The 17,710-nt window shown below is 65.8% G+C and carries 14 protein-coding genes; 8 read left to right on the top strand and 6 right to left on the bottom strand.

Annotated features, from left to right (window positions below):
- Window positions 1-9 precede the first annotated feature (9 nt).
- Window positions 10-1,614 (bottom strand): cytochrome ubiquinol oxidase subunit I, encoded by a 1,605-nt coding sequence (locus ACQ3DC_RS16295; protein WP_430752783.1) that lies wholly within the window; start codon window positions 1,612-1,614, stop codon window positions 10-12.
- A gap of 271 nt (window positions 1,615-1,885) precedes the next feature.
- Here ACQ3DC_RS16295 and ACQ3DC_RS16290 point away from each other — a divergent pair, with 271 nt between their 5' ends.
- Window positions 1,886-2,272, top strand: coding sequence for a BlaI/MecI/CopY family transcriptional regulator (locus tag ACQ3DC_RS16290; RefSeq protein ID WP_157238481.1), 387 nt, complete (start codon window positions 1,886-1,888; stop codon window positions 2,270-2,272).
- Between the two features lie 6 nt (window positions 2,273-2,278).
- Complete coding sequence (locus ACQ3DC_RS16285) at window positions 2,279-3,271, top strand: M56 family metallopeptidase (RefSeq protein ID WP_430752768.1); 993 nt, start codon at window positions 2,279-2,281, stop codon at window positions 3,269-3,271.
- A 37-nt stretch (window positions 3,272-3,308) separates the two neighbouring features.
- Here the strand turns inward: ACQ3DC_RS16285 and ACQ3DC_RS16280 are convergent, their stop codons facing one another.
- Window positions 3,309-5,417 carry a DNA gyrase/topoisomerase IV subunit B gene (locus ACQ3DC_RS16280; RefSeq protein WP_321215951.1) on the bottom strand — a complete coding sequence of 703 codons (2,109 nt, stop codon included), beginning with the start codon at window positions 5,415-5,417 and terminating at the stop codon, window positions 3,309-3,311.
- Window positions 5,418-5,674: 257 nt separating this feature from the next.
- Here ACQ3DC_RS16280 and ACQ3DC_RS16275 point away from each other — a divergent pair, with 257 nt between their 5' ends.
- Window positions 5,675-5,896 (top strand): DUF7455 domain-containing protein, encoded by a 222-nt coding sequence (locus ACQ3DC_RS16275; protein ID WP_139028897.1) that lies wholly within the window; start codon window positions 5,675-5,677, stop codon window positions 5,894-5,896.
- Window positions 5,897-6,076: 180 nt separating this feature from the next.
- Here ACQ3DC_RS16275 and ACQ3DC_RS16270 read toward each other — a convergent pair whose 3' ends face one another.
- From ACQ3DC_RS16270 to ACQ3DC_RS16255, 4 genes are all read right to left on the bottom strand, one after another.
- Window positions 6,077-7,387: an RNA polymerase sigma factor gene (locus ACQ3DC_RS16270; protein ID WP_321215950.1), complete on the bottom strand. Its 1,311-nt coding sequence runs from the start codon at window positions 7,385-7,387 to the stop codon at window positions 6,077-6,079.
- A 303-nt stretch (window positions 7,388-7,690) separates the two neighbouring features.
- Window positions 7,691-8,932 carry a DUF4192 domain-containing protein gene (locus ACQ3DC_RS16265; RefSeq protein WP_430752767.1) on the bottom strand — a complete coding sequence of 414 codons (1,242 nt, stop codon included), beginning with the start codon at window positions 8,930-8,932 and terminating at the stop codon, window positions 7,691-7,693.
- A gap of 77 nt (window positions 8,933-9,009) precedes the next feature.
- Window positions 9,010-10,362: an MFS transporter gene (locus tag ACQ3DC_RS16260; RefSeq protein ID WP_430752766.1), complete on the bottom strand. Its 1,353-nt coding sequence runs from the start codon at window positions 10,360-10,362 to the stop codon at window positions 9,010-9,012.
- Between the two features lie 35 nt (window positions 10,363-10,397).
- Window positions 10,398-11,336, bottom strand: coding sequence for a proteasome assembly chaperone family protein (locus ACQ3DC_RS16255; RefSeq protein WP_321215947.1), 939 nt, complete (start codon window positions 11,334-11,336; stop codon window positions 10,398-10,400).
- 260 nt (window positions 11,337-11,596) lie between these two features.
- On the opposite strand from ACQ3DC_RS16255, the gene ACQ3DC_RS16250 reads away from it, so the two are divergent.
- The 5 genes from ACQ3DC_RS16250 to ACQ3DC_RS16230 all read left to right on the top strand — a co-directional run bounded on the left by ACQ3DC_RS16250 (window position 11,597) and on the right by ACQ3DC_RS16230 (window position 17,688).
- Window positions 11,597-13,123: a leucyl aminopeptidase gene (locus ACQ3DC_RS16250; protein ID WP_323057377.1), complete on the top strand. Its 1,527-nt coding sequence runs from the start codon at window positions 11,597-11,599 to the stop codon at window positions 13,121-13,123.
- A gap of 257 nt (window positions 13,124-13,380) precedes the next feature.
- Window positions 13,381-14,763, top strand: a complete 1,383-nt coding sequence (gene lpdA, locus ACQ3DC_RS16245) for a dihydrolipoyl dehydrogenase (RefSeq protein ID WP_321215945.1) — start codon at window positions 13,381-13,383, stop codon at window positions 14,761-14,763.
- A 114-nt stretch (window positions 14,764-14,877) separates the two neighbouring features.
- Window positions 14,878-16,632 carry a 2-oxoglutarate dehydrogenase, E2 component, dihydrolipoamide succinyltransferase gene (sucB, locus tag ACQ3DC_RS16240; protein WP_430752765.1) on the top strand — a complete coding sequence of 585 codons (1,755 nt, stop codon included), beginning with the start codon at window positions 14,878-14,880 and terminating at the stop codon, window positions 16,630-16,632.
- Window positions 16,633-16,762: 130 nt separating this feature from the next.
- Window positions 16,763-17,113: a hypothetical protein gene (locus ACQ3DC_RS16235; protein ID WP_157238486.1), complete on the top strand. Its 351-nt coding sequence runs from the start codon at window positions 16,763-16,765 to the stop codon at window positions 17,111-17,113.
- A 146-nt stretch (window positions 17,114-17,259) separates the two neighbouring features.
- Window positions 17,260-17,688: an OsmC family peroxiredoxin gene (locus tag ACQ3DC_RS16230; RefSeq protein WP_157238487.1), complete on the top strand. Its 429-nt coding sequence runs from the start codon at window positions 17,260-17,262 to the stop codon at window positions 17,686-17,688.
- Window positions 17,689-17,710 lie beyond the last annotated feature (22 nt).

Raw genomic sequence — 17,710 nt, 5'->3', positions numbered from 1 at the left:
GGTATCGGGCTAGTAGGCGAAGGCCAGGACGTCGTCGGCGGGTTTCCCGCCGCCTGGGCCGCCCGGTCCCGGGGTGGCGTCCTCGTTCTCGTCCACGGGTGCGTGCGCCAGTTCCGGCATGGCGGAAACTACTCCGCCCCGGATGTACTTGACCAGCAGCTTGACCTCAACCACCAGCAGGACCGCGTACACCGCCGTCAGCGTTACCAGTGATGCCAGCAACTCTCCCGCCGACACCCCCGGCGAAACCGCGGCGGCGGTGAACATGAACACCTGGTCGATGCCGCTGGGGTCGGGATTGGGGGCCACCACAAAAGGCTGGCGTCCCATTTCCGTGAAGATCCAGCCGGCAGCATTGGCACCGAACGGGGCCAGGATGCCGAAGACCGCCAGCCGCATGAGCCACGGGGACTCTGGAACGGTTCCCTTCCGGGTGATCCACAGCGCCACCAGCGCTGCCAGGGCGGCAAGCCCGCCGAAGCCGATCATCATGCGGAAGCCCCAGTAGGTCACCTCCATGACCGGCAGGTAGTCGATCTCCTGCCCGGCGCGTTCACCGTAGATCGGGTTGTCCGGCAGGTTCGTGCCGTACTTCTCCTGGTATTCGGGCAGCAGGGTGTTGACCCCCTGGACTTCGGTGGTGAAGTCCCCCTTGGCCAGGTAGGAGAGGATGCCCGGAACCTCGATCAGCGCCACGATGTCGTCACAGTTCTGCGAGCCGATGTTGCCGATGCTGAGGACCGAGAAGCCGGTGCCGTCGTGGCAGGCAGCTTCCGCCGCGGCCATCTTCATGGGCTGCTGCTCGAACATCAGCTTGCCCTGGAGGTCGCCGGTGAGGGCTGTGCCGGCGAAGGAAATCATGGCAACCACGGCGCCGATGCGCAGGGACCGGAGCCAGACCTTGTGGTCGTTCAGGTCACGGCCGGGGATGTCCGCTGCTTCGCCGGGGACCACCTTGCCGTCGGCGCCCACGGTGTCGACGCCGTCGCGCCGCCTCCGCCACAGGTGGTACCAGGCGATGCCGAGGAGGAAGCCGCCCGCCACCGCCAGTGCGCCGAACAGCGTGTGGGGCACGGCAACGAGGGCGGTGTTGTTGGTGAAGACGGCCCAGGCGTCAGTCATGACAGGCCGGCCGTCGATCATCTCCACACCCACCGGGTGCTGCATCCAGCTGTTGGCCACGATGATGAAGTAAGCGGAGAAGACGGAACCGATGACGGCAATCCACAGGCAGGCCAGGTGGATGCCCGGCTTGAGCTGTTTCCAGCCGAAGATCCACAAGCCCAGGAACGTGGATTCCACGAAGAAGGCGAGGAGCGCCTCCAGCGCCAGCGGCGCGCCGAAAACATCGCCCACGAACCGGCTGTACTCGCTCCAGGCCATGCCGAACTGGAACTCCTGGACGATGCCGGTGGCCACGCCCATGATGAAGTTGATGAGGAACAGCTTGCCCCAGAACTTGGTCATCCGTAGGTATTCGGAGTTGCCCGTGCGGTGCCAGGCGGTCTGGATGACGGCCACGACCAGGCCAAGGCCGATGGTCAGCGGAACCATCATGAAGTGGTAAACGGTGGTGATGCCGAATTGCCAGCGTGCGATTTCCAGCGCGTCCATAGCGTCCAAGGCGGTCCCTCGTGTCAGCGAAATGCAGATCTTCTACGTTTTGTAGAACTGAACTTCTACCGAGTGTAGAACAACGTCGGCAGCGGTGTAAAAACCAGCTTCCACTCCCCTGGAGCCGCAGGCAAGGGAGGCGGCAGGCGAACTGTTCTACCCAACGTAGAAAGTCTCGTGAAAACCGGGTAAATTAGAACTTGTAGTTGAAGCAAAGCATGCAGCCACCGCCGCTTCGACGCGGTGGCGCGGGGAACAAAGGAAAAGTGCAATGGCTAGTCTTGGTGAACTGGAACGGGCAGTGATGGATCTGCTCTGGGCGGGCCAGGGAGCAGCCACCGCTAATACCCTGCGGGACCGGCTGGCGCAGACGTCGGCCGGACAGGACGGCACGGCAGCCCATGAAGGCAAGGAACTTGCCGTGACCACCGTTCTTACCGTGCTGTCCCGGCTGGAAAAGAAGGGCCTGGTGGAGCGCGAACGCGGCACCCGCCCGCACCGGTACCAGGCAGTGTCCAGCCGTGCGGACCACACCGCTGAGCTGATGCATGAAGTGCTGGGGTCGGCGCCGGACCGCGAGGCCGTGCTGGCACGCTTCATTGGGTCCGTTTCCGAGGGCGAGGCCGAGACGCTGCGCAAACTGCTTGGCCACCTGTAACGCACCATGTTCTGGGCCTCATACCTGCTGGCGGTCCTTGCGATAGTCCTGGCGTGGCCGGTGCCTATCCTCCTCTCGCGGGCGAAGTGGCCTGCCCGCTCGCCGTTCACTGCCATGATCCTGTGGCAGGCGATCGCCCTGGCCGGCGGGCTGTCGATGATCGGCGCCATGCTGGTCTACGGCCTGGAGCCGATCGGCGACAACCTGATTGCGGGGCTTCGGGCGCTGGCCGGAATGGTGCTCTTCAATGCCCCCACCACGGCTTTGGGGTTCTGGCACATCTTTGCCCTGTCCGCTGCCGCCCTGCTCACCGCCCACCTCGTGTTCACACTGTTGCTGACCTACTACAAGATCGAGCGCCAGCGCCGGCGGCACCGCGAACTGCTGGCCCTCCTGGCCTCACCGTCCGGTGAAGGAACGGGAACGCTCGTTATCAGCCATGACTCCCCCGTGGCCTACTGCCTTCCCGGCGGCGCCCGCTCGGTGACGGTCCTCTCGGATGGCCTGATGGCGGCCCTTGAACCGGCAGAACTCCGGGCGGTACTGATCCATGAGAACGCCCACCTGAACCAACGGCACCACCTGCTGCTGTGGGCTTTTGCCGCGTGGCGGCAAGCACTGCCGTGGCTGCCCACCACCCGCCTGGCCCAGGAGTCGGTGAATTCGCTGATCGAAATGCTGGCCGACGACGTCGCGCTCAAAACCGAGAGCAAGGCCACGCTGATCAAGGCAATCGCCATCGTGGCCAGCGGATCGGCCGGGAGCACCGGAGGAGCGGAACTCCGCCCCTCAGCTTCCAGCCTGGCGCTGTCCGGGCTCGAGGCGGCCGCCGGCACGCCCGGCCCGGACCCGGCCCGCACCACGGCCACCAGGGTCAGCAGGCTGCTCTCACCCCAGCCTGAGCTGCCGGCTCCGGTCCGGAACATGGTGATGGCCGGATCCGTACTGCTGCTGGCGCTGCCCACCGCCCTGCTGGTGGTACCGGGGCTGCCGGGCTGAGCCGCGGCGTCGTACCTCCGGCGGCTCCACCGCCCCGTCAGGCGTCGATGCGCTCCCGGTCCAGGCTTGCGGCGCCGGCGATAATAAAGTCCTTGCGCGGCGACACGTCCGAGCCCATCAGCAGGTCAAAGATCTCCTCTGCCTGCTTGGCGTTCTCGATGCCCACCTTGCGCAGCGTGCGGTGCCGCGGGTCCATGGTGGTCTCGGCCAGCTGCTCGGCATCCATCTCGCCCAGGCCCTTGTAGCGCTGGATGGGCTCCTTGTACCGCTTGCCTTCCTTGGCAAGGCGGGCCAGGAGGACATGGAGTTCCGCCTCCGAGTACGTGTAGATCATTTCGTTCGCCTTCTGGCCAGCGTTGATGACCTCCACCCGGTGCAGCGGCGGCACCGCGGCGAAAACGCGGCCATCTTCGATCATGGGGCGCATGTAGCGGAAGAAGAGCGTCAGGAGCAGCGTGCGGATGTGGGCACCGTCAACATCGGCGTCCGTCATCAGGATTACTTTGCCGTAGCGGGCGGCGCTGATATCGAAGCTGCGCCCGGAGCCCGCACCCACCACCTGGATGAGGGCCGCGCATTCGGCGTTGGAGAGCATGTCCCCCACCGAGGCCTTCTGGACGTTGAGGATCTTGCCGCGGATGGGCAGCAGGGCCTGGAAGTCCGAGGACCGTGCCAGTTTGGCGGTTCCCAGCGCTGAATCGCCTTCCACGATGAAAAGTTCGGAGCGGTCGACGTCGTCCGTACGGCAGTCGGCAAGCTTGGTGGGCATCGAGGAAGTTTCCAGGGCGTTCTTGCGCCGCTGGGTTTCCTTGTGGACGCGTGCCGAGATCCGCGACTTCATTTCGTTGACGATTTTTTCCAGCAGCAGGGCTGACTGGGCCTTGTCGTTCCGGTTCGCGGAGCCGAGCTTGGCACTGATCTCGCGCTCCACCACCTTTGACACGATGGCGCGCACCGCCGAGGTGCCCAGGATCTCCTTGGTCTGGCCTTCGAACTGCGGCTCCGCCAGCCTCACGGTCAGGACGGCGGTCAGGCCCGCGAAGATGTCATCCTTTTCGATCTTGTCGTTGCCCGCCTTGAGCTTACGGGCGTTGGTTTCCACCGCTTTGCGGAAGGTCTTGACCAGGGCCTGCTCAAAGCCTGACTGGTGGGTTCCGCCCTTGGGGGTGGAGATGATGTTGACGAAGCTCCGGACGGTGCTGTCGTAGCCAATGCCCCAGCGCAGCGCGACATCCACCTCACAGTCCCGCTCCACCTCGGCCAGCTGGCTGTGCCCGCGCTCGTCCAGGACGGGAACCGTCTCCTTGAACTTTCCGGAGCCGTGCAGCCGCCAGACGTCAGTGACGGCGGGATCGGCGGCGAGGAACTCCGCGAATTCGGAGATCCCGCCGTCGTGGTGGAAGACCTCTTCGTGCACTCCTGCCTCGCCGGGCGTTCCCGGGAACCTCCGCTCATCGCGCACGGTCAGTTTGAGGCCGGGCACCAGGAAGGAGGTCTGGCGCGCGCGGGCGGCCAGTTCGTCATAGGAGAACTTTGCGTCCGGGGTGAAGATCTGCCGGTCGGCCCAGTACCGGATCCGGGTGCCCGTGACCCCGCGCTTCGCTTTGCCCACCACGTCCAGGACGGAATCGTCCACGAACGGGGTGAAGGGTGCGGCCGGATCGACCTTGGAGCCGACGTCCTTGAAGCGCCCGGGCTCGCCGCGCCGGAAGGACATCTTGTAGGTCTTGCCGCCGCGGTCCACCTCAACGTCGAGGCGGGAGGACAGTGCGTTGACCACGGACGCGCCGACGCCGTGCAGGCCGCCGGAGGCGGTGTAGGAGCCGCCGCCGAACTTGCCGCCGGCGTGCAGTTTCGTGAAAACCACTTCGACGCCCGTCAGGCCGGTCTTGGGTTCCTTGTCGATGGGGATGCCGCGGCCGTCATCGTGGATCTCCACGGAGTTGTCGGCGTGGAGGATGATCTTGATGTCGTGGCCGAAGCCGGCCAGGGCCTCATCCACGGAGTTGTCGATGATCTCCCAGAGGCAGTGCATGAGTCCGCGGGAGTCGGTGGAACCGATGTACATGCCCGGGCGCTTGCGGACAGCCTCGAGGCCCTCCAGTACAGACAGGTGCCGGGCAGTGTAATCAGAACTTGGTGCCACTGGTGATGAACTCCTTCAGGGACGGGAACAGCAGGCGTGGATCGCTTCCTCTAGGGTAGTCGGCCGGGTACCGGCAGACCGGCTGCCACACCTGGCCGGGGGTGTGGACCGCGCCACGCGGGATTGTGCCGGCCAGCCCCTGCGGCGAACTTGAGCCAACTTTGCGGATACGCGCACAGCGAACTTGCCCCATCCTTGCGATGGTTTTGTTACGAATGCTGGTTATATAGACGTACTGATCTACTAAGGAGGCCGACATGACAACAGCAGTGGCAGACCGCACACTCAACGCACTGGACCGGTGCGATCGTTGCGGGGCTCAGGCTTACGTCCGGGTTGTATTGGAGTCCTCCGGCGGTGAACTGCTGTTCTGCGGCCACCACGCCCGTGCAGTGGAGGCGACCCTCAAGCCGTTGAGCTCCGACTGGCACGACGAGACGGGCAAGCTTCACGAAAAGGCAGTCGTAGAAATCGACTAGGTTCCAGAAGCTGTTGGGACCCCGCCGCATGGTGGGGTCCCAATCCTTTTAAGCAGTAAAGATTCAAGGCACTGCCCGCGGCGCAGCGGTCGTGCACGACCTGGCGGAAACAACGCGGCCCGCCGGCTGCCGCACCTGGGGCGCGGCGGCCGGCGGGCCGCGTTGTTGACCGGTCCTGACCTAGTCCAGGTAGTCCCGGAGCACCTGCGACCGCGACGGGTGGCGGAGCTTGGACATGGTCTTCGATTCGATCTGGCGGATGCGCTCACGCGTGACTCCGTAGACCTTTCCGATTTCGTCTAAAGTCTTCGGCTGTCCATCAGTCAGGCCGAAGCGCATGGCCACAACGCCGGCCTCGCGTTCGGACAGCGTGTCCAGGACGGAGTGCAGCTGCTCCTGCAGGAGCGTGAAGCTCACGGCGTCCGCAGGAACCACGGCTTCGGAGTCCTCGATCAGGTCGCCGAACTCGGAGTCGCCGTCCTCGCCCAGGGGCGTGTGCAGCGAAATGGGCTCGCGGCCGTACTTCTGGACTTCAACGACCTTCTCGGGCGTCATGTCCAGTTCGAGGGCCAGCTCTTCGGGCGTGGGTTCACGGCCCAGGTCCTGCAGCATCTGGCGCTGCACGCGGGCCAGCTTGTTGATGACCTCGACCATGTGCACCGGAATACGGATGGTGCGTGCCTGGTCGGCCATGGCGCGGGTGATTGCCTGGCGGATCCACCAGGTGGCGTAGGTGGAGAACTTGAAGCCCTTGGTGTAGTCGAACTTCTCCACCGCACGGATGAGGCCCAGGTTGCCTTCCTGGATGAGGTCCAGGAACAGCATGCCGCGGCCGGTGTAGCGCTTGGCCAGCGAGACCACCAGACGGAGGTTCGCTTCCAGGAGGTGGTTCTTGGCGCGCTTGCCGTCATGGATGATGAATTCAAGCTCCCGCTTGTACTTCGGATCCATGGAGCCGTCGTCAGCGTTGATCTTTTCCTCGGCAAACAGTCCGGCTTCGATCCGGAGCGCCAGGTCAACTTCCTGCTCGGCGTTGAGCAGCGCGACCTTACCAATCTGCTTCAGGTAGTCCTTGACGGGGTCGGCGGTAGCTCCGGCGGACATGACCTGCTGCACGGGTGCGTCGTCGTCATCGGCGTCCGAGTAGACGAAGCCCTTGCCGGAGCCGGCGGCACCCTTGGCGGGATCTGCCTCGGCGTCGTCCTCGATGACCTCGGGTCCTTCGAGGATGATGTCGTCGAGATCTTCGTCGACTTCTTCTACATCGTCCGCGCCACCGGCCGCAGACTTACCGGCGGCCTCGGCAGCTGCCTTTGCGCCTGGCTTGGGCCCGCGCTTCTTGGGCTCGCGCTTGCCGTCCGCGGCCTCACCGGCAGATGCTTTGTTGGCTGCCCGCGTAGCTGCCCGCTTGGCGTTGGTCGCAGCCTGCTTCTCCTCGGCGGACAGTTCGTCCTGGGCGGCGGGGTCCTTCTTCGTGGAAGACGGGGTCACAGAAAACCTTTCTAGCGGTGGTCTGTGGAATCACCATACGGGCAACACCACTATGACCCTGTCAAGTCCGTGGTGAAAACCAAGCGCTACCACGGCCGGCAGAGTCTATTAAGACAACTGCCGGAGCCGCTGTAATGTTCCCCGAAGGGCACAATCCTGGGCGCTCGATACACGGACCCAACCGGGTCTCGGCAACCATTGTCTCATGTTTTCCCGGTTAACGGCCTCTCCGCTGTTCTCATCGTCCGGCAAGCCCGCCGGCCCGTGCCCGCTGCACGCTCACGCCACCCCTTCGCCCGCCACTCACGCCGCGTCGGGGCCGAATTTCTGCCAGGCTGCCTCCTTCCGTGCCGCCCAGCCGCAGACGGTTCCCCTGTGGACCAGTTCCAGCAGCAGTTCCGCGAGCCGGTACCCGGGTTCCAGATCCAGGGCCTGGGCGAGGTAGGCCGCGGAGAAGGAGCCGCGGCCCCGGCACCACGCGATCCAGCCCCTTCCCGTGAGCGATGCTGCCGCAGCCTTTCCTCCGGACGGTGCGAGTTGCTGGAAAATGAGATCCAAGGCGTCGAGCCTCTCCCAGTCCGGGGCGGCAGGCTGGATCCCCATCAGGACATCGCCATAGCGGGGAACACCCGTTTCCGTCGCCCGGCTGTTCGGAGTTCCACCGGGCGGGGCCGCTTCACGGCCAGGGCCGGCGCCAAAGGCTTCTGCCGGCGGAGCCACAGGTTCAAGGCGGCATTCGTCGCGAAATATGGCGAACTGCCCGGCCCCGGCTTCCGCTGCCGCCCGTCCGGCGGCAGCCATCATCAGGACGGCATCCCGCCATCGCGGTACCAGCAGGGTTGCCCGAAGGAAGCCGTCGCGTTCAGCCTCGGGCAGCCACGGTTCACCCCGCGGACGGTTAAGCAGGGCCGCCCAGACCTCCAGGACAGCGTCAAACTGCGGCCTGCTTCCGCGGCGCAGGTCCAGTTGTGCCAACCACGCCTCTTCGGCCTCCCGGACAGCAGCAAAATGGAGGCTGGAACCAGGCAGGACCGCGGCCGCCTGTTCCTGCGGCGCCGGGCCCACGCTGCTTCCGCGGTACACCATTTCTGCGTTCAGGGTGCTGTCCCGGATCTCCTGCACCGGACGTCCGGGAAAAGGGCAGCACGCAGGATCAGCACACAACGCGTCCCGCCAATACTCGCTGCCGACATACCAGGCATCCCGGACCGGCATTCCTGCTCCGGCCAGCGCCCATTGCAGCCCCGCGAGCAGGCTGCCATAGCGGTCCGGCCCTGCCAGCCAGCCATTGTTGGTGAAGAGTGCCAGCAGCGACCCGTCGGCATTACGGTCCGCTTCAAGGTAGGTGCAGACCGTCCGGGCAAAGGCGGCGGGCTGCGCCAGGACGTCCGGGCCGGGCAGATCCAGACGGAGCGTGGCGCCCAGCCGTTTGCCCTGCAGTGTCATGGCAACCAGGCTTGCGGACGGCCAGTAGCCCAGCGAGTGGGGAATGAAGCCCAGGACGTCTTCCGGGCTGCGGATTGTCAGGTGCTCTGGAGGTGTCATGCCTCCAGCCTTCATGGACCGCCTGCACCGGGTAAGGACCTGGTCCGGCTATGTGGGGAACCCTGCGCTGTGCAGGACTAGTCGGCGCCGTCCGTAGGCGTCGGCTGCCGGCGCCGGGCGAGGCTTTCCCGCCGCTGGCGGGCAAGGGCGCTGCGCAGGGGTGGAACAATGACGCCCTGCGCGGCCATTTGGCGCCGCACCTTGCGCCGGCATACCAGCATCGCAGCCGCACCGGATCCGATCAGCAGGAACTGGACGCTCAGGGCAATACGGAACGGATCCAGCCCGTACAGGACGCCGTTGGAGAAACCGCTGGCATACAGGACGTCCAGCATCAGCCCGATCAGGAAGATTGCGACAAGGGCTGCGATGAACCCGCCTACGTTGACGATGCCCGTCGCCGTTCCGATCCGGTGCGCCGGATTGAACGTCCGTGCGAAGTCGAAGCCGATCATCGAGCCGGGGCCGCCGACGGCGAGCACCACGACAAGGCCGGCCAGCAGCCAGAGGGGGGCCCGTCCGGGAGTCAGCAGGACGGCAGCCCATGCCCCCGCTGTAGCGCCGGCAATCAGCAGGACCATGGTGGAACGCCGCAGCGGATGCCTTGAAACGAAGCGTCCGATGAACGGCCCTACCGCCATTGCGGCGGCGACGTACAGCGCCATGAGGGCGGCAACTGTTCCGGCATCCAGCCCTTGGCCGGAAATGAGGAAGGGGTAGCCCCAGGTCATGGCAAACACCGTGCCGCTGAACTGGATGGTGAAGTGGCTCCACAACCCCAGCCGTGTCCCCGGCTGGCGCCAGGCCCGGGCCAGGGAGGCGCCGGTTGCCCGCAGGCCCTGTTTCGCGTGCGGCCGTTCCGTGCCCGGCGGGGCGTCCTGCAGGAGCAGCAGGACCAGGACGACGGCGAGCGCGGACAGGCCTGCCAGCATCAGGAACGCGGTGGTCCAGCCTGAGAGATGGAGGACGAAGGCGAACGGGATGACGCTGAACAGCTGGCCCAGCTGGCCGGACATGCCCGTCAGCTGGGTCACCAGGGGCACCCGGGCTGGAGCGAACCACAGGGGAATCAGCCGGATCACGGAGATGAAGGTCATGGCGTCCCCGGCGCCCACCAGCACGCGGCCGGCCACTCCCCCGGGAATTGTGTCGGCAAAAGCGAGTTGGAGCTGGCCCAGGCCCATCAGGGCGGCGCCGCCGGCGATCATGGCGCGCGAGCCGAACCTGTCCACCAGCAGGCCAACCGGGATCTGGAGTCCGGCGTAGACAAGGAGCTGGAGGACAGTGAAGAACGAGATCGCCGACGCGCTGGCATGGAACCGCTCAGTGGCTTCCAGCCCCACCACGCCAAAGGACGTGCGCTGCGCCACGGCTACCAGGTACCCAAAGATTCCGATGGTCCAGATAAGCCAGGCGCGGGGTGCAGTCACCACTTCATTATGCCCGGGGACAACGCTGCAGAGCTTTATTGCCCCGGGTTCTCCCGCGCCAGGTACGCTTCCACCGCGGCGCCCAGGACGTCGGCGTTGGGCAGCTCGTCATTCTCGTCGGCGAGGAGCGATCGGCGGACCGTGCCCTCGGCCTTCTCGTCGTAGCGGGTCTCCAGCCGCGACACCACCTGCTGGACTTCCTCGGAGGCGTCAATCTGTTCGGCAATCTGGCGGCTGACCTCGCGGCCGGCTTCGCGGAGCCTGTCCGAGGGCAGCATCAGCGAGGTGGCCGCCCCCAGGTATTCAAGGCCGGCGACGGCTGCCGTGGGGTATTCGGCCTCGGCCAGGTAGTGGGGCACGTGGATGACATAACCGGCAACATTGCGTCCTGCCTCCACCAGGCGGAGTTCCAGGATGTGGCCCACAGCTGCGGGAACCTCCACGGTGGGCTTCCACACCGAGATGCCCTCGATCAGCTCCGGCCGGTTGCCGTGCACCGTGACGCCCACCGGGCGGGTGTGCGGAACCGGCATTGGAATGGAGTGGATCCAGGTAACCAGGTTGACGTCCAGTTGCTCCACGATGCCCACCACGGCGCGGGCAAAGCGTTCCCACTGCAGGTCCGGTTCGAAGCCTGCCAGCAGGAGGAAAGGCTTTCCGAGCCCGTCCACCAGGCGGTACAGGGCCAGCTTCGGTTCCTGGTAGTCCTGGAGGTGGTCCTCCACGAAGGTCAGGTGCGGCCTGCGTGAGCGGTAGTCGATCAGCTGGTCGGCGTCGAACACCGCCACCGGCTCGGCGTCAAGGGAATCCAGCAGCTCCGCATTGATCTGCTTCACCACGTGGCCGGCATCGGCGAATCCGGTGAAGCCCATCACCAGGTTCAGCCCGCGAAGCCCGGGGCTGTGGAACAGCTCAATGTTGCTCGCATAGAGCGCACCGGGGTCCAGCAGGGAGCCGGAAATCCGTTCAAGCACGGCATGTTCCTTTCATAGGTGCGGGTGGACATTCTTTTCTTACAACGCCCCGGGACGGCCTCGCATTCCGGCGCCCGGTGTGGCGCACCTCTCACGAAATACCCCGCGCGCTGCGGCCACGGGCTACGATCGGAACTGGCCTGCCAGACGGGCCTGCAACTCCCGGGCTGCGTTCCGAACGGCCGTACCCGGGGAACCATGGCAGAGCGCCGAACATGCTCCCCTGCCCGAACATCTTTCGAGAATCGAGGACTGACCCCGTGGTCAAGAATACTGAAATCAACCTTAGTACCCTCTCGCGGGACCTGAAGAAGAGCCCCAGCGACGCCGTGGTCATAGGCGTGGGGCAGGGTGCAGACGGTCCCGTCCTCCTGGAGAACCCGCTGACGGCAAGGTCCGCCGAGGCGCTGGCCGATTCCCTTAAGGCGCTCGGCGTCACGGGCGCGGCGGATCAGCTGGTGCGCCTGCCGGGCCTCCCCGAGACCGGCGCGGGTGTCCTGGTTTTGGCCGGCGTGGGCAAGGTATCGGCTGCGCAGCCCCTGGCCGGGGAAGCACTGCGCAGGGCGGCCGGTTCCGCCATCCGCCAACTCGCCGGTTTCGCCACGGTTGCCTTGGCGTTCCCGACGGCGACCGCCGCCGACGTCGCAGCCGTGGCCGAAGGTGCCGCCCTGGGGGCCTATTCCTTCACCGAGTTCCGCACCTCCAGGGAAGGCCTGAAGGATCCTGTCCGCAATGCGGTCATTTTCACTGACCTGACCGACCAGAAGGAACTTGCCCCTGTCCTTAAAAGGGCTGCACTGATCGGCAGGGCGGTCAATGCCACCCGTTCGCTGGTGAACCAGCCGCCCAGCCACCTCTACCCCGAGTCCTTCGCCGAGGCTGCGAAGGAGCTGGCCAAGGGCCTGCCCGTGAAGGTCACCGTGTGGGACGAGAAGCGCCTCGAGAAGGAAGGCTTCGGCGGCATCATGGGCGTGGGCAAGGGCTCCGCCCGCCAGCCGCGCCTGGTCAAGGTGGAATACTCTCCCGCCAAGGCAACGTCAAAGATCGCGCTCGTCGGCAAGGGCATCACCTTTGACACTGGCGGAATCTCCATCAAGCCGGCCCTCGGCATGGGTGACATGAAGAGCGACATGGCGGGCGCCGCCGTCGTCCTTAACACTGTCCTGGCCCTGGCGGGACTTGGCCTGCCGGTGAAGGCAACCGCCTGGCTCTGCATCGCCGAGAACATGCCCTCCGGCGCCGCTTCACGTCCGGCCGATGTCCTGACGATGTTCGGCGGAAAGACCGTTGAGGTCCTCAACACCGATGCCGAGGGCAGGCTGGTGATGGCCGACGGCATCGTCGCTGCCAGCGCCGAGTACCCGGACGCCATCATCGACGTCGCAACCCTCACCGGGGCACAGCTGATCGCCCTGGGAAACCGGACAGCGGGTGTCATGGGATCGGACAGCGTGACCGGCCCGCTCAAGGCCGCAGCGGACCGGGCCGGAGAGCTCGTGTGGCCAATGCCGCTTCCCGAGGAACTGCGTCCCAGCCTTGACTCACAGGTCGCCGACCTCGCGAACATCGGCGAACGCCATGGCGGCATGATGACCGCTGCTGTTTTCCTCCGTGAATTCGTGGGTAAGGGCAAGGACGGGGAACAGATCCCCTGGGCCCATATCGACATCGCCGGGCCGTCCTTCAACAACGGGAGCCCCTATGGCTACACCCACAAGCAGGGAACGGGCTGCACGGTCCGGACCCTGGTGGCCTATGTGGAGGACGTCCTGGCTGCTGCCGCCTGACATCCGGCGGCCCGCAGCGGGCTGGCACGCGGCTTTGCGGGACCGGTGATCCCTATGCCACAAAGCCGCGTGACACTCGACACAAGCGCTCCACAATCGCGGTGCCAGGGTGGAGCATGGATAAGTGGTTCGCTAAGGTGAACCACGGTAGTCACAAATGCAAGAGAATTCGCCTGCTGGAATAATCACAGCAGTGCAGGTTCCAAGACCAGATGATGCGCAGGACCGCGTCATCGTTCACGCGAGGGAGCGTCTAAGTGGCCGATCAGGCAACTGCGCAAGAATTCGACATCCTGGTACTCGGTGGCGGCAGCGGCGGATACGCCGCCGCGCTCCGGGCAGTACAGCTTGGCCTCACCGTCGGCCTCGTGGAGAAAGCCAAGCTGGGCGGCACCTGCCTCCACAACGGCTGCATCCCCACCAAGGCCCTCCTGCACTCCGCGGAGCTGGCCGACCACGCCCGGGACTCCGCAAAGTACGGCGTGAACGTCACCCTCGACGGCATCGACATCAACGCCGTCAACGCGTACAAGGACGGCATCATCGCCGGCAAGTACAAGGGCCTCCAGGGCCTCATCAAGTCCAAGGGCATCACCGTCATCGAGGGTGAAGGCAAGCTCCAGGGCACCGACACGGTGGTGGTTAACGGCACGGCCTACAAGGGCAAGAACATCGTCCTGGCCACCGGCTCCTACTCCCGCACCCTCCCGGGCCTGGAAATCGGCGGCAAGGTCATCACCTCGGACCAGGCCCTCACCATGGATTCCATTCCCAAGAGCGCCATCATCCTGGGCGGCGGCGTGATCGGCGTCGAATTCGCCTCCGTCTGGAAGTCCTTCGGCGTGGACGTCACGATCGTCGAGGGCCTGCCCTCGCTGGTTCCCAACGAGGACGCCACCATCGTGAAGAACTTCGAACGGGCCTTCAAGAAGCGCGGCATCAAGTTCTCCACCGGCGTGTTCTTCCAGGGCGTCGAGCAGAATGACGACGGCGTCAAGGTCACCCTGGTGGACGGCAAGACCTTCGAAGCCGACCTCCTCCTCGTTGCCGTAGGCCGCGGCCCCGTCACCGCCAACCTTGGCTACGAGGAAGCGGGCGTCACAATCGACCGCGGCTTCGTCATCACCAACGAACGCCTGCACACCGGCGTCGGCAACATCTACGCCGTCGGCGACATCGTGCCGGGCGTGCAGCTGGCCCACCGCGGCTACCAGCAGGGCATTTTCGTGGCCGAGGAAATCGCCGGCCTGAAGCCGGTGGTCGTCGAGGACATCAACATCCCGAAGGTCACCTACTCCGACCCCGAAATCGCCACCGTCGGCTACACCGAAAAGGCTGCCAAGGAAAAGTTCGGTGAGGACCAGGTGCAGACCCAGGAATACAACCTCGCCGGCAACGGCAAGAGCTCCATCCTGGGCACGTCCGGCCTGGTCAAACTGGTCCGCCAGAAGGACGGCCCCGTGGTGGGCGTCCACATGATCGGCGCCCGCATGGGCGAGCAGGTCGGCGAAGCCCAGCTGATCGTCAACTGGGAAGCCTACCCGGAGGATGTGGCCCAGCTGGTGCACGCCCACCCCACGCAGAACGAGTCCCTGGGCGAAGCCCACCTGGCACTCGCGGGCAAGCCGCTTCACGGCTAGTTTCCCTCAGCACCAAAGGGCCTGGTGCACCCGGCACGGAATGCCGGGTGCACTAGGCTGGCCAACAGGCAGCAACCATCCGCACTAAAGATCAATAAGGAGAACGGGGACGACATGTCTGAATCCGTTAACTTGCCCGCCCTCGGTGAGAGCGTCACCGAAGGAACCGTCACCCGCTGGCTCAAGCAGGTAGGTGACCGGGTAGAGGTGGACGAGCCGCTGCTCGAAGTCTCCACCGACAAAGTAGACACTGAAATCCCCTCTCCTGTAGCTGGCGTGATTGAGGAAATCCTGGTTGCCGAGGACGAGACCGCCGAGGTCGGCGCTCCCTTGGTCCGCATCGGCGACGGCTCCGGCGGCGGCGCCCCCGCCGAAGAGGCCCCTGCCGCTGAGCAGGCCGCACCGGCCGAGGCCCCGTCCACTGAAGCCCCCGCACCGGACGAAGCCCCTGCACAGGAGGCCCCCGCCCAGGAAGCTTCCGCGCCTGAGGCTCCGGCCGCCGGCGGCGGCGAGAGCCACGAGGTCACCCTCCCGGCCCTCGGCGAGAGCGTCACCGAGGGCACGGTCACCCGCTGGCTGAAAGCCGTCGGCGACGCCGTCGAGGTGGACGAGCCCCTGCTGGAGGTGTCCACGGACAAGGTAGACACCGAAATCCCCTCCCCCGTGGCCGGCACCCTCCAGGAGATCCGCGTCAACGAGGACGAAACCGCAGAGGTGGGCTCCGTCCTGGCCGTCATCGGCTCAGGCGCGGCAGCAGCGCCCGCACCCGCAGCACCGCAGGCCGCCCCCGCCCAGGAAGCCCCCAAGCAGGAAGAGCCGAAGCAGGAAGCCCCCGCAGCAGCACCTGCACCGGCAGCAGCTCCGGCCCCCGCGGCAGCTCCGGCACCGGCACCGCAGGCCGCTCCGGCCGCAGCCGAGGCACCCGCCGCCGGCGGCGAGTCCGGCTACGTCACTCCGCTGGTCCGAAAGCTGGCAAACCAGCACGGCGTGGACATCACCTCCCTCTCCGGCACCGGCGTCGGCGGCCGCATCCGCAAGCAGGATGTCATTGCCGCAGCCGAGGCAAAGGCTGCACCGGCAGCAGCTCCGGCCGCGTCCGCGCCGGCAGCATCCGCCGCTGCAGCATCCAACGGCGCAGTCTCCTCACTGCGCGGAACCACGCAGAAAGCGCCGCGCATCCGCCAGGTCATTGCCCGCCGCATGCGCGAATCCCTTGAGGTCTCCACGCAGCTCACGCAGGTCCACGAAGTGGACATGACCAAGGTTGCCAAGCTCCGTGCCCGCGCCAAGAACTCCTTCCAGGCGCAGAACGGCGTCAAGCTGACCTTCCTGCCGTTCATCGCCAAGGCGGTGGCCGAGGCCCTCAAGCAGCACCCCAAGCTCAACGCTGCGTACGACGAGGACAAGCAGGAAATCACCTACCACAACGCCGAGCACCTGGCGATCGCCGTCGACACCGACAAGGGCCTGCTGGTCCCTGTTATCTCCGACGCCGGCAGCCTGAACCTCGCCGGACTGGCGGGCAAGATCGCCGATGTTGCCGGCCGCACCCGCGACGGCAAGATCGGTCCGGACGAACTGTCCGGCGGCACCTTCAGCATCACCAACATCGGCTCGGTCGGTGCGCTGTTTGATACCCCGATCATCAACCAGCCGCAGGTGGGCATCCTCGGCACCGGCGCCATCGTCAAGCGCGCCGTCGTTGTTGCCGACGAGAACGGCGACGACTCGATCGCCATCCGCTCCATGATGTACCTGTCCCTGACGTACGACCACCGCCTGGTGGACGGCGCGGACGCCGGCCGGTTCCTCCAGACCCTGAAGGCACGCCTTGAAGAAGGCGCCTTCGAGGCTGACCTGGGGCTGTAACAGGCCGGAACGCACGACGACGGTGCAGGCACCGGTGGGGATCCACTGGGCGGCCTGCACCGCCGTCGTCATTTAACTGCTACGGAACCTGACTACTACAAGCCGTAGAACCCTTGGCTACACTGGTCCCATGAACATCGTCTATAACATCGTGGTTTTCCTGCACATCGTCGGCGCCGCCATGATCGTCGGCATCTGGATCGGCCAGATGAAGAAGCCCACCGTCCACCCCCGCCAGTTCGACGGCGCCATGCTCCAGCTGCTGACCGGGGTCGCGCTGATGGGACTGATCCCGGCCCTGGACATGGACGCCAACTACGCCAAGCTGGGCATCAAGTTCGTCATCGCCCTCGCCGTCGGCGTACTGGCGTTCATCGGCCGCCGCAAGTACAAGAACAACGAGCCAATCAGCACCGGCCTGGCGCACGCCGTGGGCGGACTCGCGCTGCTGAACATCGCCATCGCCACCATCTGGAAGTGATGGTCCCGCCGGCGGCAGCCCGCCGCCGGGTCATAATCCACTGACAGCGGACACCCGGTGCAAGCAGCCGCTGAAGTCCCTAGGATGGGACACGGCGGGGTCCAGGCAGCGGCCTGCCCCGGATTCGATCAATCTGAGGAGTGAACATGGCAGCAACGCGTTCAGCAAACGCAGTATGGAACGGCAACCTGACGGAAGGCGCCGGTACCACCAGCCTGGCCACCTCAGGCCTGGGCACGTTCGATGTCACCTGGAAGGCCCGTACCGAAGCGGCCAACGGCAAGACCAGCCCGGAGGAACTCATCGCCGCAGCCCATGCCGCGTGCTTCTCGATGGCGTTCAGCAACGAACTCGATAAGGCGGGCCACGCGCCTGAGGAAGTCCGCACCAAGGCTGACGTGACGTTTGTCCCCGGTACCGGAATCACAGGCAGCCACCTGACCATGTCGGCACGGGTCCCCGGCATCTCCGAGGAGGAGTTCCAGAAGATCGCGGGCGAGGCCAAGGTGGGCTGCCCCGTTTCGGGCGCCCTGGCCAGCATCGACATCACCCTGGATGCAACGCTGGAGTCCTGATCCGGCGCTGATGGCAAAAGGC

Source organism: Paenarthrobacter sp. NEAU-H11 (assembly GCF_050573415.1).
Lineage (GTDB): Bacteria > Actinomycetota > Actinomycetes > Actinomycetales > Micrococcaceae > Arthrobacter.
Note: the sequence above shows the minus strand (reverse complement) of the source record. Positions and strands in the feature narration are given on the sequence as shown.